21 protein-coding genes are annotated in these 21,660 nt (G+C 42.7%); 15 read left to right on the top strand and 6 right to left on the bottom strand.

Going from position 1 to position 21,660, the window contains the following annotated elements:
- The first annotated feature begins 97 nt into the window (after positions 1-97).
- The gene (locus EJP82_RS08150) at positions 98-481 is read left to right on the top strand and encodes a RidA family protein (RefSeq protein ID WP_127191542.1); all 384 of its coding nucleotides are present in this window, start codon (positions 98-100) and stop codon (positions 479-481) included.
- Between the two features lie 222 nt (positions 482-703).
- Positions 704-2,203 carry a malate:quinone oxidoreductase gene (locus tag EJP82_RS08155; RefSeq protein WP_127191543.1) on the top strand — a complete coding sequence of 500 codons (1,500 nt, stop codon included), beginning with the start codon at positions 704-706 and terminating at the stop codon, positions 2,201-2,203.
- Positions 2,204-2,320: 117 nt separating this feature from the next.
- On the opposite strand, the gene EJP82_RS08160 is transcribed toward EJP82_RS08155, so the two are convergent.
- Both EJP82_RS08160 and EJP82_RS08165 read right to left on the bottom strand, forming a co-directional pair.
- Positions 2,321-2,842, bottom strand: coding sequence for a cupin domain-containing protein (locus EJP82_RS08160; RefSeq protein ID WP_127191544.1), 522 nt, complete (start codon positions 2,840-2,842; stop codon positions 2,321-2,323).
- Positions 2,843-2,941: 99 nt separating this feature from the next.
- A complete protein-coding gene (locus EJP82_RS08165; protein WP_246054014.1) occupies positions 2,942-3,604 on the bottom strand; it encodes an NAD(P)-dependent oxidoreductase in 663 nt (220 codons plus the stop codon).
- Between the two features lie 114 nt (positions 3,605-3,718).
- Between EJP82_RS08165 and EJP82_RS08170 the strand changes: the two genes are divergently transcribed.
- The 10 genes from EJP82_RS08170 to EJP82_RS08215 all read left to right on the top strand — a co-directional run bounded on the left by EJP82_RS08170 (position 3,719) and on the right by EJP82_RS08215 (position 14,630).
- Positions 3,719-5,068, top strand: coding sequence for an extracellular solute-binding protein (locus EJP82_RS08170; protein WP_127191545.1), 1,350 nt, complete (start codon positions 3,719-3,721; stop codon positions 5,066-5,068).
- A 40-nt stretch (positions 5,069-5,108) separates the two neighbouring features.
- Positions 5,109-6,482: a carbohydrate ABC transporter permease gene (locus EJP82_RS08175; protein ID WP_127191546.1), complete on the top strand. Its 1,374-nt coding sequence runs from the start codon at positions 5,109-5,111 to the stop codon at positions 6,480-6,482.
- Positions 6,483-6,485: 3 nt separating this feature from the next.
- Complete coding sequence (locus EJP82_RS08180) at positions 6,486-7,331, top strand: sugar ABC transporter permease (RefSeq protein WP_127191547.1); 846 nt, start codon at positions 6,486-6,488, stop codon at positions 7,329-7,331.
- Positions 7,332-7,346: 15 nt separating this feature from the next.
- On the top strand, positions 7,347-8,477 hold the full coding sequence (locus tag EJP82_RS08185; RefSeq protein ID WP_127191548.1) for a glycoside hydrolase family 53 protein: 1,131 nt from the start codon (positions 7,347-7,349) through the stop codon (positions 8,475-8,477).
- A gap of 72 nt (positions 8,478-8,549) precedes the next feature.
- A complete protein-coding gene (locus tag EJP82_RS08190; RefSeq protein WP_127191549.1) occupies positions 8,550-9,407 on the top strand; it encodes an AraC family transcriptional regulator in 858 nt (285 codons plus the stop codon).
- Positions 9,408-9,538: 131 nt separating this feature from the next.
- Entirely contained in the window at positions 9,539-10,408 is an 870-nt protein-coding gene (gene coaW, locus EJP82_RS08195) for a type II pantothenate kinase (RefSeq protein ID WP_127191550.1), read from the top strand.
- A 127-nt stretch (positions 10,409-10,535) separates the two neighbouring features.
- Positions 10,536-11,093 carry a DUF6199 family natural product biosynthesis protein gene (locus tag EJP82_RS08200; protein WP_127191551.1) on the top strand — a complete coding sequence of 186 codons (558 nt, stop codon included), beginning with the start codon at positions 10,536-10,538 and terminating at the stop codon, positions 11,091-11,093.
- A gap of 243 nt (positions 11,094-11,336) precedes the next feature.
- Complete coding sequence (locus EJP82_RS08205; protein ID WP_127191552.1) at positions 11,337-12,050, top strand: ABC transporter ATP-binding protein; 714 nt, start codon at positions 11,337-11,339, stop codon at positions 12,048-12,050.
- Positions 12,043-13,641, top strand: coding sequence for a hypothetical protein (locus tag EJP82_RS08210; RefSeq protein ID WP_127191553.1), 1,599 nt, complete (start codon positions 12,043-12,045; stop codon positions 13,639-13,641). Before EJP82_RS08205 ends, EJP82_RS08210 begins: the two co-directional genes overlap by 8 nt.
- A 401-nt stretch (positions 13,642-14,042) precedes the next feature.
- The gene (locus EJP82_RS08215; protein WP_127191554.1) at positions 14,043-14,630 is read left to right on the top strand and encodes a DUF1349 domain-containing protein; all 588 of its coding nucleotides are present in this window, start codon (positions 14,043-14,045) and stop codon (positions 14,628-14,630) included.
- Positions 14,631-14,779: 149 nt separating this feature from the next.
- On the opposite strand, the gene EJP82_RS28810 is transcribed toward EJP82_RS08215, so the two are convergent.
- Entirely contained in the window at positions 14,780-14,893 is a 114-nt protein-coding gene (locus EJP82_RS28810) for a hypothetical protein (RefSeq protein WP_425464331.1), read from the bottom strand.
- Between EJP82_RS28810 and EJP82_RS08225 the strand changes: the two genes are divergently transcribed.
- Positions 14,881-15,102: a hypothetical protein gene (locus tag EJP82_RS08225; protein ID WP_127191555.1), complete on the top strand. Its 222-nt coding sequence runs from the start codon at positions 14,881-14,883 to the stop codon at positions 15,100-15,102. The genes EJP82_RS28810 and EJP82_RS08225 overlap by 13 nt on opposite strands.
- Positions 15,103-15,248: 146 nt before the next feature.
- Here the strand turns inward: EJP82_RS08225 and EJP82_RS08230 are convergent, their stop codons facing one another.
- The gene (locus EJP82_RS08230; RefSeq protein ID WP_127191556.1) at positions 15,249-15,638 is read right to left on the bottom strand and encodes a hypothetical protein; all 390 of its coding nucleotides are present in this window, start codon (positions 15,636-15,638) and stop codon (positions 15,249-15,251) included.
- Positions 15,639-15,902: 264 nt separating this feature from the next.
- Here EJP82_RS08230 and EJP82_RS08235 point away from each other — a divergent pair, with 264 nt between their 5' ends.
- Both EJP82_RS08235 and EJP82_RS08240 read left to right on the top strand, forming a co-directional pair.
- On the top strand, positions 15,903-16,895 hold the full coding sequence (locus tag EJP82_RS08235; RefSeq protein WP_127191557.1) for a zinc-binding dehydrogenase: 993 nt from the start codon (positions 15,903-15,905) through the stop codon (positions 16,893-16,895).
- 129 nt (positions 16,896-17,024) lie between these two features.
- Complete coding sequence (locus EJP82_RS08240; RefSeq protein WP_170220153.1) at positions 17,025-18,095, top strand: LacI family DNA-binding transcriptional regulator; 1,071 nt, start codon at positions 17,025-17,027, stop codon at positions 18,093-18,095.
- Positions 18,096-18,152: 57 nt separating this feature from the next.
- Here EJP82_RS08240 and EJP82_RS08245 read toward each other — a convergent pair whose 3' ends face one another.
- Both EJP82_RS08245 and EJP82_RS08250 read right to left on the bottom strand, forming a co-directional pair.
- A complete protein-coding gene (locus EJP82_RS08245; protein ID WP_127191559.1) occupies positions 18,153-20,546 on the bottom strand; it encodes a glycoside hydrolase family 9 protein in 2,394 nt (797 codons plus the stop codon).
- Between the two features lie 14 nt (positions 20,547-20,560).
- Positions 20,561-21,529 carry an ROK family protein gene (locus tag EJP82_RS08250; protein WP_127191560.1) on the bottom strand — a complete coding sequence of 323 codons (969 nt, stop codon included), beginning with the start codon at positions 21,527-21,529 and terminating at the stop codon, positions 20,561-20,563.
- Positions 21,530-21,660 lie beyond the last annotated feature (131 nt).

Here is a 21,660-nt window from a genome sequence, read left to right on the forward strand (position 1 = left end):
TATCCTTTCTGATAGTACCTATCAATAAAGTGCGTACTATTCTTTTGTTTACCCCCATTTTATACTAACCTTACTTTGAACTAAAGGAGAGAATAAGATGACTAATGTTAAAACCTACGATCATGGTCTTTGGGATCACGGCATCACCCAGGGTTACAGCGTTAATGGCACCATCTACATTTCGGGACAATTTTCCCACGATACTCAGGGCAAGTTCGTTGGAGAGGGTGATATCGAGGCGCAGACCCGACAGACGTTGGGAAATATTGATCGCGTGCTGGCGGAATTTGGTGTTACGAGGTCAAACCTCGCTTATATGGAGATCTATCTAACAACTCCTCAAGAACATAGCGAGCCGGTCATGAGTCTGTTCAAGGAATATGTGGGACAACACCGGCCGGCAGGCAGCCTCATCGGCGTGACATACCTGGCGTTCCCTGAACAACTAGTCGAAATCAGCGCCATCGCACACACGGACTAACTGGGCATCGCGATCGAGAAAGGGTCATCCGCAAAGGATGGCCTTATTATTGTCGTCCTGTTGTCCTAAGCATAGACAGAGGTCATTTGTTCTAACTTGGCAACTGAATACGAGTTATACCTTTTATATAAATTGTGAATATTTTAATTTATTAGTAATTGTGATAGACTACGATCAGATTATTACGGGAACAGAAAAGTTTAAGAGATAAGGATGGTGAAAATGGATAACAGACAAATTAAAACGGACGTTATTTTAATTGGTGCCGGAATTATGAGTGCCACACTGGGGACACTGTTGAAAGAATTAGCACCGGACTGGGAAATTAGAGTATTTGAGAAGCTCGCGAACGCAGGCGAGGAAAGCTCTAACGAATGGAATAATGCGGGAACGGGACATGCAGCACTGTGTGAACTTAACTACACCGTTGAACAACCGGACGGATCTATAGATATTAGCAAAGCTATAAAAATTAATGAACAGTTTCAGGTATCCATGCAATTCTGGTCTTATCTTGTAAACAGTAATCTGATACATAATCCGCAGGATTTTATCATGCAATTGCCTCATATGAGTCTAGTTCAAGGGGAAAACAATGTAACATTTTTGAAGAAACGGTTTGAAGCGCTTTCAAATAATCCTCTGTTTCAAGGGATGGAACTATCCGATGATCCAGGGAAGCTAATGGAATGGATTCCGCTTATTATGAATGGCCGAACATCCAAGGAACCTATAGCTGCAACCAAAATTGACTCAGGAACGGATGTCAATTTCGGTGCATTAACCCGCATGTTATTTGACCACTTAAAGAGTAAAAACGTCGATATCAATTACAAACATCAGGTTAATGATATTAAGCGTACTAGCAATGGTTCATGGGAATTAAAAGTGCGAAATGAATATACCGGTACCGTGCAACGCCATACTGCAAAGTTCGTTTTTATCGGCGGTGGGGGTGGAAGCCTACATTTACTTCAAAAGTCCAGAATTCCTGAAGGGAAAAAGACAGGGGGATTCCCGGTAAGCGGAGTATTTATGGTGTGTAACAATCCGGATGTTGTAGCTCAGCATCACGCGAAAGTATATGGTAAAGCTGCGGTGGGTGCTCCTCCAATGTCCATTCCGCATCTTGACACAAGATTTATCGATAATAAAAAATCGTTACTGTTTGGACCCTTTGCAGGTTTTTCACCTAAGTTCTTAAAAACAGGCTCCATGTTTGATTTGATAACTTCCGTAAAACCGGATAATCTTCTAACTATGTTGGCTTCAGGTGTAAAAAACGTTCCATTGACAAAATATCTGATTCAGCAAGTTGTGTTATCTAAAGAGAAGCGTATGGAAGAATTAAGAATGTTTGTTCCGAACGCGAGGAGTGAGGATTGGGATCTAGTGGTGGCGGGCCAACGCGTACAAGTGATCAAAGATACTGCTGATGGCAAAGGAATGCTGCAATTTGGTACGGAAGTTGTGAGTAATGATGATGGTTCGATAGCTGCATTGCTAGGAGCTTCTCCAGGTGCTTCCACCGCCGTTCACGTCATGCTAGAGATCATCAAAAAATGCTTCCCGCAACATTTAAAAGAGTGGGAGCCGAAAATAAAAGAAATGATTCCTTCCTATGGGGTATCACTCAAGGATAACCCAGAGCTTTTACACAAAATCCATACATCAACAGCGCAGACGCTCGGTCTAAGTAAAAACAAGCAATATCAAAGTTAATGTTCTGAATGTCTTGATGCTCAAAAAAAACACCTCCACACCTGAATGAATCGGTAGTTCATACCCATTTTTTCAAGCGGAGGTGTTTTTATTTGTCTCATTTGTTAGTCAGTCAGACTAAACTGGAATGGCCTCATAAGCCAACTTCATGATTATATCTTTATGTTGAGGATATTTAGACAAAAGTTCATCTTGTGTAAATAACTCAAAGTCCCTAAATTCAAACCCAGGCGAAACCATGCACCCTACTAAGGAGAATGTATTTTCATCCATAACGGAGGATCCAAAGATCGAGTTTTTGGGAACTAACACTTGCGGAGACTCCCCCTTGTCCAAGTTTAGCCCTAGTTTATGCTCTATATAAGCCCCATGTTCATCAATAACATGAACTGTTAATGGACTTCCTGCATGATAATACCATAATTCATCGGACTTCAGACGATGGAAATGTGAGATATCATTAGAACCTAAGAGAAAGTAGATACTTGTATACAACTTTCTTTTCCCTTCAAATTCTACGGTTAATTCCTGATCTGAAGTTTGTTCCTCAGATTCAAATGTTCTTTTATAATATCCACCCTCTGGATGTGCATCCAGTCCTAGTTTGGATATATAGTACTTTGCGTCATGCTCTTTCATAGCATTATGCCTCCCCATAGATGTGTTTATTACGGCAATAATTAAAGCCAGTTTACCACGAATATCCGTTAACACCTATTTTGCGTCTATAGAATTCTTTTAATCAGCAATCCCGATCGATGAGCAATTGTATGTTGAATCCCCTAATGCCTTCACGATAAAATCTGCTACATTAGCACGTGAAATCGTTTTTGACTTATCAGGTACGCTTGTAGCAGATTCCCTATACTGTCCTGTCAAAGGTTTATTCGTCAACCCCATGGGCCTGGCAATGGTATAGTTCAGTTTATTTGCCACAATATAATTAACGGCGCCTTGATGATCTATCAGCGCATTCTTTAGCATTTTCATGACTAAATTCCCACTAATACCCGGAATTTCATTATGAATGCCTGCAGAAGCTGTATAGACGATTCGATTGATTGTATGGTCCATCATTCCATCTACTATATTTTTGGTCATCTCTGCTAGCTCCGTAGATTTTTTCATACCTTGACTAGAGCCTAAACAGGATACAACTGCGTCATGTCCTGCAATGGCTTGGGTAACCTCTACTCTATTGAAGCCATCACCTTGGATAATATGTAGTTGCTCATGTTTCACTTGTAATTTTGAAGGTGTACGTACAAATGCGGTCACCTCAAAACCCCTTTCTAACGCCTGCTTTACCACACATTGACCTACCCCACCTGTTGCACCAAAAACAATAATTTTGATACTACCACTCCGTTCATTTTGTAGAGTAAGTATAACGTAGGGCAATAGATTGTTATACTCTTAGCCCTATGTTTATTATATATAAATTGGTTTAAGTACGTTCTATAATTTATGAGAACGGTTTCTTAAAGAAAGATAAAATTTGTAAGGGGGATTAAATTGAGAAAAATCGGACTATTTTCCGTCATCTTTGTACTTGTAAATGTACTGGTGTTATCCGGCTGTGGGACAGGATCTAATAATACAGCTAATACTCCAAATTCATCAAATTCATCAAATTCTGAAGCGGGTAGCGAGCTGGAATGGGATTCTGCTGCGAAGGAATATGTAATGGAAGCGGAAGTTGCTTCGGGTGAACAAGCATTGAAGATTTGGGTCGAATATGAGGATTATGCCAAAGCACTCATTGCGGCATTCAAAGTCAAATATCCAGAAGTTAAAGTTGAATATGAAATTGTTCCAAAAGTTGAAAGTGTGGAACGCATGGGATTGGATGGAGAAGCCGGTAAAGGCGCTGACGTCTTCATGTTGAGTTACGATAAGCTCGGAATGGCTATCGATAATGCAACTGCCGCACCCCTTGGTCAGTATAGTGAATCGCTAAAAGACAGAGTGCCAGCTACCTTTATTGAGGTAGTAAGTAACGAAGATCAAATGTTCGGCGTTCCGATCTCGACCGAATCGATAGCACTCTTTTATAACAAGACATTATTGAAGAAACTTACAGGAAGCGACCAACCTGCGGCAACATGGGAAGAGATCGCAGAGCTTGCTAAGGGATATAACAACAACGCTACAAACCAATGGACGATCCGTTTCCTAACAGGCCAATTGTATTATTCTTACCCTGTGTTATCTTCCTTGGGTTGGCATCTTTTTGAAGACAGTGATTTGTCTAAACCAAACTTTACATCGGCAGAGCTTACGAAAGGTTTGGAATATTACAAATCCCTACGAGACATCTGGAATGTTAACTCTGCAGACGCAACCTATGACTCGATCGAAAATGAGTTTATCAAAGGTAAAACACCTTATATAATTACAGGCCCATGGGTATTCAAGGATTTCGATACGGCTGCACAGGAAGTCGGCTTTGAATACGGCGTGGCGAAACTACCTAAAGTAGCTTCGGGTGAGGTAGCCTCGTCCTTAACAGGTATTACGGTAGCTGCTGTATCCGGATATTCGAAGTACCCAGCCGCAGCACGGGTATTCGCTAATTTCATGGCATCCAATGAAGGCGCAGCTGCACTGCACCAATCGATCGGAGCGATTCCGGCACTTAAGAGTGACCAGATTCAAAACGTAGAAGGTATCGATGGGAACGATCATATCGCGGGTATTATCGCTCAATCTGAAAATGCCGATTTAACTCCGCAACTTCCAGAGTATCTCTATACTGCAGGCAATGCACTTATTGTAAATGTATGGGACAACCTGCTGTCAGTTGAAGAGGCGCAAGCGAAGGCAGAGAAAGAATACGCAGATTTGAAGGGTTTAGGTAACTAACCTAAATGCCTGAAACTGTGCAGAGATAAAGGTGAGAGAAATGAAAGATTCGCAAATCAAACAAACACCAAATTGGTTAGTTGGATTGTTGTCCGCCATTATTTGGGGCTCTGGACAAGTATTGAATAGGCAGTACTTAAAGGGGCTTCTCTTCTTTCTTATAGGAACGGGGAGTATTACAGCAGAAATTGTAACTGGCAACTACCTGAATATGAGTGGCGGTTATAGCCTTCGCATGAATGGCGGCTTTTTCTTAAAGGGAATATGGGGATTAATCACGTTAGGTACGCAACCGAGGAAGATGGGGCTGACCGGTCTTACCGCGGGCGATCATTCCATTGTACTGATGGCGAATGGGATTATCTCTTTGTTAATTATCCTTATTCTATTGTTCCTCTACGTATGGAATATAAAAGATGCAGCTAAAAGTAGAAGCGCAATTAATGAAACAGGTAAATGGGAAAGTTCGCTGCAGTATTTCCAAAAAATATGGGGTTCGATGTATGCGTATATCGTGCTATCCCCCAGTGCGGTGTTGTTGTTATTTATAAGTGTACTGCCGATTGTATTTGGTGTAATGATCGCATTCACCGATTATAGTCGTAATAATACTCCGCCTACCAAACTTGTGCATTGGGTCGGGCTGGACAACTTTATAACGGTGACGCAAGTGTTCTCATGGATGCATACATTTCTAGGTGTCTTGGCTTGGACCTTCGTATGGGCAATCGTTGCTACAGTAACGACCTACTTCTTTGGATTCTTCCAAGCCGTTCTTCTAAATGACTCCGCCGTGAAATTTAAAAGGTTTTGGCGCAGTATCTACATTTTGCCATGGGCAGTACCAGCCATGATCTCTGCGCTCGTGTTCAAGTCGATGTTTAACGGGCAGTTTGGTCCAGTCAGTCAATTTCTGCTTGATATCGGCCTTACGTCTGAAAGGATTAACTGGTTCACAGATCCCAATCATACAACGCTTGCACGGATATTGGCGTTGTTGGTCAATTTGTGGCTTGGCTTTCCCTACTTCATGGCACTTATCGGGGGTACGCTCACAAATGTCTCGGAGAGTCTTTATGAAGCAGCCCGCATAGATGGAGCTAGTTCTGGGCAGATGTTCTGGAGAATCACATTACCTATTGTATACAAAGCAACGGCACCTCTGTTGATGTTGTCCTTTGTTAGCAATTTTAATAACTTCGGCGTCATCTACTTCCTAACGGAAGGTGGACCAGCTAATCCGAATTATAATTTTGCAGGTAATACTGATTTATTGATTACTTGGTTGTACAAGTTAACTCTCGATAACCGACTTTACAATATGGGAGCAGTCATGTCCATCATCGTCTTCCTGATCGTTGCTAGTTTCTCGCTACTAAATCTACGGAAATCGAAATCGTTTGAGGAGCTTTAAGCTATGAATCGTAAGCGTAAAAACGTTGCAGGAGTATTCAAAACAGTCCTGATCTACATGGAATTGATTGTTGTGGCGCTTGTCGTTATCTACCCTTTGGTTTGGATTGTAGGTTCTTCCTTCGGTAGTTCGAAGGGACTCGCTAATGCTTCTGCCATACCACACAATCCCACCTTGCAGAACTATAAGGATCTTTTTCAGAACACGAATTTTCCAATATGGTATATGAACACGCTCAAAGTTGCCCTGAGTAACATGGTGTTTGGTGTCCTTCTCTCGACTTTAGGAGCATACGCGTTTTCAAGATTCAAATTTAAAGGAAAAAAAGTCAGTCTGTTGACGATTCTAGTTCTGCAAATGTTCCCAGCCTTCTTAACAGCAATTGCTGTGTATATGCTGTTTCTGAACTTTGGCCTGCTGGACAGCTTAGTCGGTCTAGTCGTTGTGGGTATCGCTGCTCAATTGCCCTATAACATATGGCTACTTAAAGGATATCTCGACAATATTTCACCGAGTTTTGATGAGGCGGCCTTAATCGACGGTGCCTCACGTACACAAATTTTCACGAAAATTATTATACCGTTAGCGTCACCCATGTTGACTTTTGTAGCTGTATTACAATTTGCTGCACCATGGATGGATTTTATATTGCCAAGGTTGCTTATTTCTAGCGAAGAGAAGAAGACGGTTGCCATTGGCCTGTATTCGATGATTATCGATCAGACCAGGAATGAGTTCACGTTGTTTGCATCAGGATCAGTGTTGGTAGCTATTCCAATCGCGGTTCTATATATTGTGCTTCAGAAATATTTGATTAACGGGTTGTCGGCTGGTGGAGACAAAGGATAGGAAGGATAGATAGAGATGAGCCATACTTTTATGAAAGGCGTAGATATTTCTATGCTGACTGAAGTGGAAACCTTAGGGGGAGAATACTTCCTCGACAATGAGAAAAAGGATCTATTTGAAATATTACGTATCAAAGAGTTGAATGCAGTCCGGCTGCGATTATGGTTGAATCCTTATGATGAAGAAGGCGAGCCTTATTTGGGCGGAACTAATGATTTGGAGACAACGATTGAGTTAGCTAAAAGAGCTAAAGAACAAGGACTTCAGTTTATGCTTAACATCCATTACAGCGATTTTTGGACGGATCCGAAAAAGCAGTCGAAGCCAAAGGCGTGGCAATCCTTTTCCGGTGAACAATTGGAGGAGAAAGTTTACCTTTACACCAAAGAGGTTCTAGACGTATGCAGAGCTTGTGACGTTCTTCCGGATATCGTGCAGGTTGGGAATGAGACCACGAACGGTATGTTGTGGCCTGATGGTAAGACACCTAAGTATCTTTTTGAAGAGAAAAAGTTCGAAGCCGTGGATGACGAAGAGTGGAAATTATCCTATGATCGATTGGCTGGTCTGTTAAAGGCAGGAGTTCGGGCGGTAAGAGAAGCGGGCTCGATGAGAATCATCTTGCATCTTGATGCAGGGGGTTCTAACATTCTGTACCGAACTTGGTTCGATGAGATGAGTGCGAGAGATGTTGATTACGACATCATAGGATTATCTTATTATCCGATTTGGCATGGAACCTTAGAAGAGCTGCGATTCAATATGGAAGATATAAGTGTTCGTTATGACAAAGAGGTGCTTGTCGTAGAGACCGCTTACGGATTTACGTCAGAAAGTCCGTCAGGACATGATATTTTTACAGAGTATCTATCTAATCAAGCCGGGTATCCAGCTACAGTAGAAGGTCAAGCGCAATTTCTGCATGATTTGATGACGACGGTGCAGCAGGTCCCTAATAATAAGGGACTCGGAATCGTCTATTGGGAGCCCGCATGGTTGCCTGTGGAAGGGTCAAGCTGGGCGAGCTATGCCGGTATGAACTACGGGAATGATATCGCTACGATGGGGAATCATTGGGCCAACCAAGGATTATTCGACTTCAAAGGAAATGCGCTGGACTCCCTAAATGTATTCCGAAAATTTTGAGCATGGTATAATTGTCGGCAAGTAGTGGGAATTATCCATAACTAGACTGGTTGCTAACAGGTGGGATGATCCATGAGATGGAGCAATGAGAACATCAGATGCGTATTTAATTCATTAGAGCGTTCGCTTCCGCTGTATGTCGAAACGATCGGTTACAGTGCATGGGAACGCATATTCAATCGACCGGATGGATATCCCTATTATCACTGGCTTCACACGCTAGAAGGGGAGGGAATCTTTGAGTTTTCAGGATCAAGGGTCTCGCTAACTGCAGGCAAGGGAGTATTGATAACGCCTTTTACCCCTCATTTCTATTATCCTGTATCCGATCGTTGGTCGACTGCTTACATTACATTTGGTGGTGTGGCTGTAGCTGCGATATTGGATTCAATAGGAATGAACCAATCGGCTATTTATACCGAGTCGGATCAGTTTAGCTTCACGAATGTCATTGGGGAGATGATTCATAAGGTCGATCGGGATGCCGAATTCTCTGGATTGGAGTCGTCTACAGAGTTGTATCACTTTCTGATGCTACTGAAAAAATTTGGCATGCCAAATGATCAGCCCTCATTGTCCCAGTATTATGATAAGCTGCGTCCCGTTGTACAATGGATGGAGGAAAATTGTTCTGCCAACGTCGGGCTACCGGAAATTGTAGGACAAGCTAATATGAGTGTTTCTTATTTGAATGAGCTGTTCCGCGATGCATTCGGCATGAGCCCCTATTCTTTTTTGATTCAACTTCGAATTCGGGAAGCCAAAAAAATTATGGTGACGAATCCCGGCATGGCGCTTAAAGAGGTGTCTCTATTAGCAGGTTACAATGACGTTAGCCATTTCGTTGCCACCTTTCGAAAGAAAGAGGGAATTACCCCAGCCAAGTATAGGGAACTGCATCTTGCTGCCCAAGCGAGTGATGCTCTATAAAGTGGATCTAAAACCAACTCCGTTAATGGAGTTGGTTTTTTGTGCAATGATCGAATTCGTAATTAATACTATAATGTTGGATATTATTGAATAGTTTTCGCTAAATATATATACATAGTTGAACAATTGATATGCAGTATGCCACAATAAGTTGGTGGATTTTCGCTGAGAAGGAGTGCATAGCAATTAAGAATATTGGTATTGATGTTGGCGGTACGCTAATCAAAGTTGCGAGTATGGAGAATGATGTTCTGAGTTTTAACAAATTCCCTGTCGCCCAAATAGAAAACGTCGCTATAGAGATGAATAAGTTGGATGATGCAAAGATATGTCTTACCGGTGGTAAGGCTGAATTATTTGAATCATTTATGATACGAAAACCATTACATATTGTTGAGTTTGAGGCAACTTGTCGCGGAGTACAGTATCTTCTTAATAAATATGATTCGAAGCAGCAAGAATATATAGTAACCAATGTGGGGACGGGGACTTCGATTCATCATGTTGGAAAAACTAAGCATGAACGTATCGGAGGAACGGGGGTTGGTGGTGGTACATTATTAGGTTTAGCTCGTCTGTTGACTGGTTTAACCGATTATGAAGACATCGTCAAACTAGCGTCCAAAGGAGAACGGGATCGAATCGATTTGAAAGTGAGTCATATTTATGAGGATGCAGAGCCTCCAATTCCAGGAGATCTGACGGCAAGTAATTTTGGCAGAATGCTAAAGTTACCTTCTACGGATGAGCTTACACATGAAGAGCTTTTGGCCTCGGTAGTAGGGCTTGTAGGGGAAACCGTAGCAACGACTAGTGTTCTTGCGGCTCAAAATTGTGGCGTCTCATCTGTTGTTTTTATTGGATCCACGTTTATAGACAATGAGTTACTTAGCGAGACTGTGCAAAGATATACTCTGCTTAGAGGAGCTTCACCCGTATTTGTTAAGAATGGTGAATATTCTGGAGCTATCGGTGCCTTACTCTATGGAGCTAGATCTTAGCTTCTATTTAAACGCAAAAAGGAGAGGGACTGATCACCCCTCTTCTTTTTTTGTGAACCAAATAAAGGGAACTTATTCCTAAATAAAGCGTTTGATACTATATCCATAACAATTAAGGAGGGCTTCCATGAATGGATTATTTGGGTTCATTCTGCTTGTCATAGGAATCTTAGGGGTCGCATCACCTTACTCAGCCTGGTATTTATCTATTGGTTGGAAAATTAAAGATGCGGAACCGAGCGACGCAGCACTCGCTATGCATCGAACCGTAGGCGTCATAGCCTCACTTGCTGGATTTATTCTAATCGTTTCGAGCTGTGCCTCTATGTTTACAGGTGGTTCGGATGCTAAATGGGAGAAGAAATTCCAGCAACGGCTGGAGACCGGAGTAGTGTCAGAAATCTCATTTGGCATGATCGATAAACTAAGTTTGACGGTTGAAGAGAGGAACGAGGTCGTGGAACTGATCAAGGAAGCGCGATTGGAGCCATTCGATACAGGGAGTATATACGGGGCTTCCGGTTCAGGGTCTATTTCCTTTGAGGATGGGTATCAAGTCGAGCTGGTTCTGTTCGGTAACTCCCATGGTATTGAGCTCCATCCTAATGAGACTGAGAATGCCTTCAGGATAGAGAGCAACGAGCTAGAAAGTTGGATTCGAACCCACGTTCTGAATCGTGAATGAAAGCTCATCTGAGCAGCTCCTTGAATTGGCCGGCAATTTGAACAGCGGCATCCAGCGATTCTGCATATAATAGAGAAGGTATGTTGCCGAGGCAGCATACCTTTTTATTTTTTTTGATGAGGCAATTGAACGTTTAGGTTAGGCTATTCGTATAATAGTTGTTCAACTAGAAAAATCGGATGAAGAAGATGATAGGACGCTATTCCAAGCGTTTTATATAAGCTAATGAAGAGGTGATGGAAGATGCTCACAATAAAACATTTTTCCAAACGGTATAAGGGTGGTAAGAAGGCGGTAGACGACTTGAATTTAGTGGTCGAGCGTGGTGATATTTATGGCTTTATCGGACATAACGGAGCAGGCAAAACAACGACCATTCGGTCGGTGGTGGGTGTGCTTGATTTTGAAGAAGGAGATATTGAAATTGATGGTATCTCGATTAAAAAGGATCCGGTAGCCTGTAAAGCCATTACTGCGTATATTCCTGATAACCCGGATCTATACGATCATCTTACCGGCATCCAGTACTTGAATTTCATAGGAGATCTCTTCAAAGTATCCAAAGCCGATCGTGAGGCACTAATTAAAAAATACAGTGATGACTTTCAGCTTACAGCCAGTCTAGGTGATATGATCTCTGCGTATTCCCATGGTATGAAGCAGAAGCTCGCTATCATCTCTGCGCTGATCCATAAACCTAAGCTGTTAGTGCTGGATGAGCCCTTTGTTGGACTTGACCCTAAGGCTGCTCACACGTTAAAGACGATCATGGCGGATCTCTGCCGCAATGGTAGTGCAATCTTCTTCTCGACTCATGTACTGGACGTGGCAGAAAAGCTTTGTAACAAAATTGCGATTATTAAAGCGGGTAAATTAATAACCCATGGCAGGACAGAAGATGTTAAGGGTGACAACAGTCTTGAAGATGTATTCCTGGAGTTGATAGCCAATGATTAATATATGGAGATTGACGAAGCTCCAGTTGCTATCTTCCTTTGGCTTGAATAAAGCACTGCATGCTCGTGATGTGAAGGAAAGACGCAAGTTACTTCTGCTGAGTATCAGTATTCTGATTGGTGTGGGCATGATTGCAGTGGTTTCATTTGGATACAGCTATGCGATGGCGATGACCTTTGAATCAATAGGTCGGATGGATCTGCTACTTGCTATTATGATGGCTGTAACCTCCCTGATCGGACTCTTCACAACGATCTATAAGGCAAGCGGTGTATTATTCGGTTTTAAAGATTACGATTTGGTTATGTCATTGCCTATCAAAACGAGCCATGTTGTTGCGAGTCGTGTGCTTCAGCTCTATGTGCTGAATTTATTTTTTACTTTGATGGTGATGGTGCCAGCTGGGGTGGTTTATGCGATCAAAGTAAATCCTGGTTCGTTTTATTATCTGTTTTTTCTGATGACACTCTTATTTATTCCGTTAGTACCGATCATTGCTGCAACTATTGTTGGCGCACTAATCAGCTGGATCTCCTCACGATTTAAGGCGAGTCGGATGATCAATATCCTATTAAACTTTGCACTTGTTATTGCCATTATGGCGAGCTCGTTTCGTGTGGATGGTAATGAGCAAGAATTTGCTGATATGAGTACGGGGCTGGCGGGTATGATATTTAAGCTGTATCCTCTTACATCCATGTATATAGATGCCGTTTGCTCCTATCAGGTTGGCTCATTTGTCTTATTTATAGCGATATCCCTACTTTCATTTATGTTGTTTTGCACAGTACTGGCTACAAAATATAAAGCCATTCATACAGGGTTAATGGCTTCTCATACGAGCAGCAACTATCAGATGAAGTCGCTATCAATAGGGTCGCCATTTCGCGCGCTTTATAAGAAGGAGCTGCGTCGATATTTTAGTTCTTCCTTATATATACTGAATACAAGCATCGGCATGATACTTTTACTTGCGATGTCGATTTCCTTGCTATTCATAGATGCCGATGAGCTTGGACAATTGACTAACATACCGCAGCTTTCTACTTATTTGAACATACTGGCACCACTAGTCGTATCCATGTTTGTCGCTATAAGCTGTACAACGTCAAGCTCCATTTCTCTTGAAGGTAAGAATATATGGATTTTAAAGAGCTCACCTGTACCGAAACAAACGATACTACTTAGCAAAGTTGCGGTGAACCTTACCGTTACCCTACCTATCTTGGTTGTCAGCTGTGTGCTGCTGATGATATCCTTGCACACGGGATGGATGGAAAGCTTGCTATTGCTTGTGATCCCTGTGATTTATGCTTGTTTCTCCGCAATAATGGGTGTGCTGGTCAACTTAAAACTTCCTAAGCTGGAGTGGACAAGCGAAGTTACCGTTATCAAACAAAGCGCAGCGGTTATTGTAGCTCTATTTATAGGTATCATCAGCATAGTGATTCTGTTGGGTCTATCCCTTCTTTTGTCCAATATAAATGGGAATCTTATTTTGTTAGGCATTGGACTTATTATGATAGTGGTCTGTAACGTGATGTACCGATACATCGGGGCAAAAGGGGAGCGGTTGTTTCAGGCTCTTTAAGCATTTAGTTGTGCGATAAGTTAATTTTTCAATTTTGGTTTATTATCCTCTGCGGTATCAAGCGTATCACCTTCATGTTACCCTGTATTGAGGGTACCGGTGCTCAACCCTTAAGATGAAATCATAGAAACTCGTCCAGTGCATACTCAGCATAGGACGAGTTTTTTGCGATTTTAAGGCTAACAATTAAATATTTACAGGTTCGCCGATGTTTAACTGACCCCGACCTAACCGTTATCACTATTACGACTTATTTCTGTGCATATTGCCATTTATAAGCCGAATCGTACCATAAGTAAGTGATGAAGTGGATCATGTTGTTACATGCAATAGTGAGTGGTAAAGTTATTACAACCAGGTGAAACACAGGAAAGAGTTAATAATAATTGAGGAGTAGAGTGATGAATTTTAACAAAGAACATCTTTTTTGGCAGAACCCAATAAGTAGTTTTTCGATTACAGATGAAGGGATTGAAATGGTAACCGAGCCGAATACTGATTTTTGGCAACGAACATATTATGGTTTTAGAAATGATAATGCACCTGCATTGCTCATGAAAACGGACGAAAGGTACTTTTCTTTTACCGTAAAAACAGATTTCGATAGCACGCATAGATTTGACCAGTGTGGGGTAATTATCTACCAGGACAGTGACAATTGGTTCAAAGCATCGATTGAATATGAAAATGATGAATATCAAAGGCTTGGTAGTGTCGTTACAAATCACGGATATTCGGATTGGGCAACAACAGATGTTGATGCCACAATTAAAACCATGTACTACAGATTAAGTCGACGTGAGAGTGATTTCTGTATTGAAAACTCTTTGGATGGGATTACATTCAAACAAATGCGTATTTTTCATTTGTTTGAGGGGAATAGACAAATAAATTTTGGTTTATACGCTTGTAGCCCAGAAGACTCCTCGTTTAAAGCGGTTTTTACAGAAATAGAAATAACAGATTGCAAGTGGCTTAAACATCAATAAGGTGAAGAAACCAAATAACCGACCTGAAGGGTTCCTCGAAAGAAACCACGCAGGTAGGATTTGACTTGGCACAGTCTGCGTCATCTCTTACGTTGTTGGCATCCCTAGTGGAGTAGCCGCTTCTGCAACTGTGACCGATGACACTGCGCTCAGTTCCCCATTTTGAGTACGAGCTGTAACAAACGTATTACCTTACCGATCGCCGAGACAGGTCCATTCTCGTCTACCGCTGCAACATTAGGCTTGCTGGATGTCCACAACACTTTTTTATTCGTCGCATCCGCTGGGGAAGATGCTCGACCAAAGCTCAACGTCCCTTCAATTAAACCCGATTGTTACGAATGATGCAGCATATATCTACAGTAATATTTTTGCTGTATTATCTCTGCTGATCATTGCTGTTGTCGTGCTGTATCGTTATCAGTTTAGAACTAGTACCTCTATGTCTAAAAAGAATGCCAAAGATATGTAAGCACGCTACTTGGTTATCACGAATGGCTCTAAGCCGGAGGATTTCCTCCGCCTTGAGGCATTTTAATAGCGATAGCCAGAGTGAATATCGAAGACCCTAGGTATAACCTTGGGTCTTATTGCGCGCGAACATAGAGTCTTCGGGGGTTAACCGAAAGAGGTGAAGACGCTCTGTTCGACGATTTCCTGGACTTCTTCCTTGTACGCGGCATATTGCTCAGCGGAAATGCTGCCGCTGCGAAGGCGGTTATCTAGTTGCTCTATAAGTTGTGTCGTTTGCAGTTGGATGACTTTCGCGATGTCTCCACCTTGATCCGTCGTAATGTCATATAGGGAATTACCTTCATATAAGGATTCATACAGCTCCTCGTCGGACGATTGATTGAGTGCTTCCAGCAAATCATCTTTCTCCGAAACACCAGTGTAGGACCACTTCGCTACGGGACTTGCGCTTGCAATGGAGTCGGCTAATGCGCTATTTCCGAAGGTTATAACTACAATCATCGTTCCGGCAATGATTACTCGTTTTATGTTCATAGTTAAATTCCTCTTTTCCATGGTTATTGGTGTTAATCATATGATTAAGAGATGTAAGAGTTTCAGCCTAGTGTTATTGTAACCAGCAAATCTGAGTGGAACCTTAATTGTTCTTTAAGATTATGTAAAGATTGGGAGAGTGTCCTCTCTTATCTTGGATAAAGTATATGCTTAATTATCAAAATGGAAGCGAAGTACGTTTGACAACGTTCGTAGTATTCTGCTAACTTATATGTGTAACGTTACACATATAGAGAGTAGGTGTTGGTTATCACGATAAGAGATAATTATTCGGTCCAATTCATAGAGAAGCAACTGGCCGCACTGGTAAAGTGTGCTTGGGATGATAGTCCTCTTTCTGCGCACGATATCATCGGTCGTACAGTAGTTTCACTTGTTTCCTCCGGTTCGGAACGTGGGGCATACATGGATTACTTTGGAGGGACAGCATATCCGGTGGAAACCGGCTACGCTGCGGCAATGGAAGTGCAGGAGATCGGCGCCGCGGTAACGAACGTCAATGTAGGAGATATCGTGTTTGCTATGGTTCCCCATCGTGCTTATAACCGAGTGAAAGATGACGAAATCATACATATCCCAGCAGGGATGCTTCCGGAGCATGCAGTGATTGGCCGTTTTCCAGCCGTATCAATGACGTCTATGATTCATACACGAATTCGTCCGACCGAAGTGGTTCTCGTGACAGGATTGGGTGTTGTTGGACTTATGTGTGCTCAGGTCATGCAGCATTGTGGTTACAAGGTTTATGCGTTCGATCCCAACTTGAGTCGTAGAGAAGTTGCACAATCCTGTGGACTGCGGCATGTATACGGTTCCCTTGACGATGTGCCTGAAGTAAAAGGAGTTGCTGGACTAGCAATGGAATGCTCCGGACGGGAAAATGCGGTCTATTCCTTGATGGCAAATCTTCGAAAATGCGGAGAGCTCTATCTAATAGGCGTACCATGGTTTCGTTCTACGGATACTTTTGCGCAAGAGCTGTTATTGAATATTTTCTACGGGTACATTCATGTGTATTCTGGTTGGGAGTGGTCCTCGCCGGGTAATTCCACGGACTTCGATCCAAACAGTAATCATAATAGTATGGTGAGAGCCATGGAATGGATTCGGGATGGCTTGATCAAGGTTGAAGGAATTTATGAAGTCGTGTCCCCATCTGAATGTGCCGGGGTGTATGAGAGTATAGCGTGCGGGACTTTGCAGAAAACATGTGTCTTATTCGATTGGAGATTGTAACGGGTAAGAGACCCATTGGATGCTACACAATGCTACACAATGCTACACTCAAGGGAAGATTAATTGCATAGAGTATAGAACAAATATCATAATAAGATTATGTTGAGAAATGAGAATGGAGGTATAGGAATGGCAACGATTAAAGATGTAGCAGAGAGAGTAGGAGTATCCGTTACTCTAGTATCCCGAACACTGAATAATCAAAAAGGAGTTAAACCGGAATCCAGAGCGAAAATCCTTCAAGCTATGCGCGATCTAAATTACGTACCTAACGAGTTGGCGCGTTCTCTTGTACTCCAAAGGACGAATACGATTGGTATCGTTCTAGACTACCTTAGCTCTCCCTCTGCCAGTAAGCTGATTAAGGGATTAGAGAAAGGCGTAGATGAGTTTGATAAAGAGGGCGTATACAATATTATTTATTGCAGCGCGAGTGGAGATTTTCAGAAGAAGCAGAGGCATGTTGCATTCCTAACAAAGGGGAGAGCTGACGGGGTCCTAATCTATGGAAGCCTTGTTACTGATGATGAGATTATCATGAATTTATCCCAATCTAATTTTCCTACCACACTGATTGAGAACGATTTGGATTCGGTTAATGCGAATAAAGTCGTGATGGACAATGTAGATGGTGCCTATAGGGCAACGCAGTATCTAATAGGGCTTGGACATCGCAGGATTGCCCATGTGACAGGGAATATTAACCTTAAGATAACATTAGAACGGCTTAATGGTTACATGAGAGCGTTACAGGATGCTCAGATTCCCATTGATCCGACATTAATTATTTACCCCGATTTCAGCGTCCCTCAAGGCGGAGATACGCATGACGTATGGAGTATCGAAACCTATATAAGGTGCGGCTATGAGAGTGGTAATAAACTGATGGATCACCCAGATCGGCCGACAGCGATCTTCTTCGCGACGGATATCTCTGCCTTTGGAGCCATGAAGGCGCTTGAGGAGAGAGGGCTCTCTGTACCCGATGATGTATCTATTTTTGGTTACGATGATGAGCGTCCGGCTGATTTCGGTTTTCAATTCGAACCTATCAGCACAGTCAAGCAGCCGCTTGAACTTGCAGGATATACGGGAATTAAGCAAGTGATCAGCAGCTTGCAAGACTTGAATGCGCCGAAGGAAAGAATTGTACTGAAGACAGATCTAATCATTCGTAATAGTTGTAAAGAGAAAGTGTAATATCCTGATGGTTGAACTTCAATTATCGGCAAAGTGGCTTAACACATCTGCATATTTCTAGATATCTTTCACATATAGATCAGCTATAATCGACAGCCACTTGCCGGCGTTCCCCGTCCAGACTTCTTTGTAGGTAGCGTTATTGAATTGAGGCCAGTAGGGCTCATCTTCATTACCGAACGTTTGAATCCCTACCGGAATTTCACCCGTCATTTCACCGCTCATAACAGAGTATTGCTGCGCATAACGATAGCCTTCACCATACATCAGTGATTGGCCAAACGGATTTTTGCCCACAATCCACTGCAACTGTCCTTCGGCGATCTCCTTTAAATTACGGTCCTTCAAATAGGCAGCGGCTAATGAAGCGGCCTTCCCAGTAGATAAGATCACAGCATTGTTGCCTCTAAAGGAAAACCATACGGGGAACTTCCGCAGATAATAGGAGTCATTCAATTTGACGCCGTGTTTCAACTGGTCCTGATAGTCCTCTTGTGCACGGTGATCCGTCAGAAGATGCTGATAATGAAAGCTTTTCTCGTCTAAATGCTCTTTGATATGATACACACCACTCGATATCATTGGATAAGGCAACGTATAGGTCGATAGATCTTTCAGATATTGTCCGTAAGCTTGGATGGACTGTAGCCAGCCCTCCGCTTGTGGATGATTATTTTGCGTTTCGTGAATGGCGATAAGGGCATGCATGTACAAATGCTCCCGGGCTTGATGGTTAAAATGTTGTAGTACCTGTTTATTTGGGTCGCGATAGAAAAACCCAGATAATGTGGAGCTATTATCAAGGATAATGCCCTCTAGTTCTTGGCAATCTTGGACGTATGCGATAAACTCTGCAGCTTTAAGAGCGTACCATTCATCCTTTGTTATACGGTATAGCATCGATGCTGCCCAAGAAGCTGTCGCCATATATAGACTTTCCGAAGTTTGATATGTATGCTCCCAGAAGATGGGCTTCTGGTCAAAGCCATGTTGCTCAAATTCCGCTATCGCAAATTGAAAATCTTCCTTTGCAATTTGAACCAAGCGGTTGGATAGGGCATCGTTCGTTGTTATCAGCTGGCTACTAATGTAGGCCTCAATTCCCGCACAATAGAAATTCTCGTAAGCTTGATTATGAACGCGGGCTTCTGCATCGTCCATATTGCCGATCCGCCCATCTGTCCAACGGGTAATGCCGGCGCTTGTCGCTCGGTATCCATCGCCGAAGCGTGTCTTAAGTATGAAATCTAAGCCCCATTCGCCTTCTTCTAATAGCCTGAGGTAGAGATCTTCGTCGAGTAGCTTCACCTTCTCCGCCATTTCGAAGAGGGAGAGGGTCACTTCGGCTGTTTGAATTAGCTGTTGTGATACATCCCCAGCATCGTGCCAGCCCCCATTGAAGGACAGGGTTGTATCCTCATGAGTTGCGATAATATCGGCGTGACAGCTACCATGAATGCCAGGGACGGGATAACCACACCGCTCGCAGAAAATGAAGTTCAATGCTTTCCAAACGGATGCATGCCAAATATCCACGCTATTCCCTATAGTAAATGGCTCGGAGGTTAATGCCCCAACTTGTAAATAATAGCTACCTTCTTGAGATAGTTCGGAGAAATCCATAATGTAGAATTTGCCTAGATCCGTCTCCATGATATCGATATTGCCGGAGTATGCCATCTTGTTTGTTTCGGCATGCTTTACTTCGAACCGTTGAGCGGGCAATTGTGAGGCAAAGGCCGTTTTGATCCCGGATAAGTTATATCCGCTGTGGGAGAAGATAATATCATTTGGTTTAGGAATCCAGCCTTTTGAGATCTCGAATTCTACTACCCTCTCAAGTTTCACTTTACGTAGGCGTAGCTCTAGCTCATCACCTGTAGTTCGTTCCTTGCCGACCAAGTAGTAGCCGATCGACAGCTCAGTAATCGCATCTCTAGGTAACCCTTCGATTTCCAAGTGTACGGTATTCCACTCGTGGTTGTTCAGATTGATACCATGATAGCCTTCACGATGGTAGATGTCAGGAACGGGGATAATGCCCTCATTTTTGAACCTCAGCATAATATATGGGTTAGGGACACCAGGGAAATTAGGATATACCTCGAGTGTGATCCGGTTGAAATCTTCCCAATTTTCACGGTCAAATGTCTTGACCATACTCGCGGTCCCAAAGTTTACGTAGTCGCCGTCTTCTGGGGCACCTTCTGGCCAGTCTGGCATAAGTGATGGAGAGCTTATCTGAAGCTCCTGATTAGGAAGTGTGAGTAAGTCCCAGGTTCCTGTATTAATCCAGTCGGCACTACCTGGGTGCCTAGAGTCGAATAGATATTTTTCTTCCAGAACGGTATTGTTTTTTTGCTCATGCTCAAGTGAAAACTCCTCGTCCAGCACTAACGGCCGATGAATATAACCCGATTGTTTAATCGCCTCTTTGAACTTGGTGTTCATATCCTTCCAACTCCTCATCGTAATAATTTACTAGTCTCCAAACCAACCAATGCAGCGCCAATAAGTCCACTCTCGGTTTGCGAATGCTTCGGTAATACAAGACCATTGGTTACAAAGCGCATCGTACGTGGATTTAAATAGTGCTTAATTCTGTTCAAAAAGTATGTGTTGTTCGTGACTCCACCACCGAGAATAATCGTGTCTGGATCGCTGACCCGTACCAGATTCATAATCGTTGAAGCAAGAGCCGCAGCAGCATCTTCAGTAACTTTCGAACAGAGCTCATCTCCGGATTCAGCCCCGTCAAATATGGCATAGGCTGATATGCGCTCGCCCTCTTCAATGTTCAAAGAGGTGGAGGGGTATTCGTCTTTCAAGGCAATGATCCGCTCATGTAATCCTAGACCCGATGCTAACCGCTCTACGCACCCCGTCCGACCGCATCCGCATAACACATCGCTATCCATCGCAACGACTGTATGTCCAATTTCACCAGCATTGAAATGTGAGCCTGTAATGTATTCTTTGTTAACAACGAAGCCAGCTGCAATGCCTGTACCGACATTCAAATATAGAAAATTATTGGATAAAGTTCCCCATCCGAAGTGTTGTTCTGACTTCGTAGCACAGGCTACGTCATTATCGATTCCGCAGGGCAAATGGAATAAAGCTTCGATGATCTGCTTAACATCCGTCTCTTGAGATTTACCGGGTTCAATTTCAAGCCATATTCCATTCTCATGATCTACTCGTCCAACAAGACCAATCCCTATGGCTATTTGCTCCTTAGCTATGAAGGGTACTGTTTTCTTATAATCATGAATTGCATGAATAATATGTTCGAGTGCAATCGCCTGCGTGGTTGTATCGCTGGGATAAGACTTGGTATTTAGGACCTCTCCATCTGGTGTAACCTCTCCCAGCAGTATTTTGGTTCCACCTAGATCTATCGCAAGAATGGATGTAGGAATCTCGTTGTCCACTAGAAAACATCTCCTGACTACTTGGTAACTTTACCATTTTGTGAATGTGTAACGTTTTCGAAACAAGGTTATCAAACAAGAAATTAGCTGTCAACTAAACAAAAGTGGGTTAAAAACATGATTTCACTGCA

The organism is Paenibacillus anaericanus, from assembly GCF_003994475.1.
GTDB classification, from domain to species: Bacteria; Bacillota; Bacilli; order Paenibacillales; family Paenibacillaceae; genus Fontibacillus; species Fontibacillus anaericanus.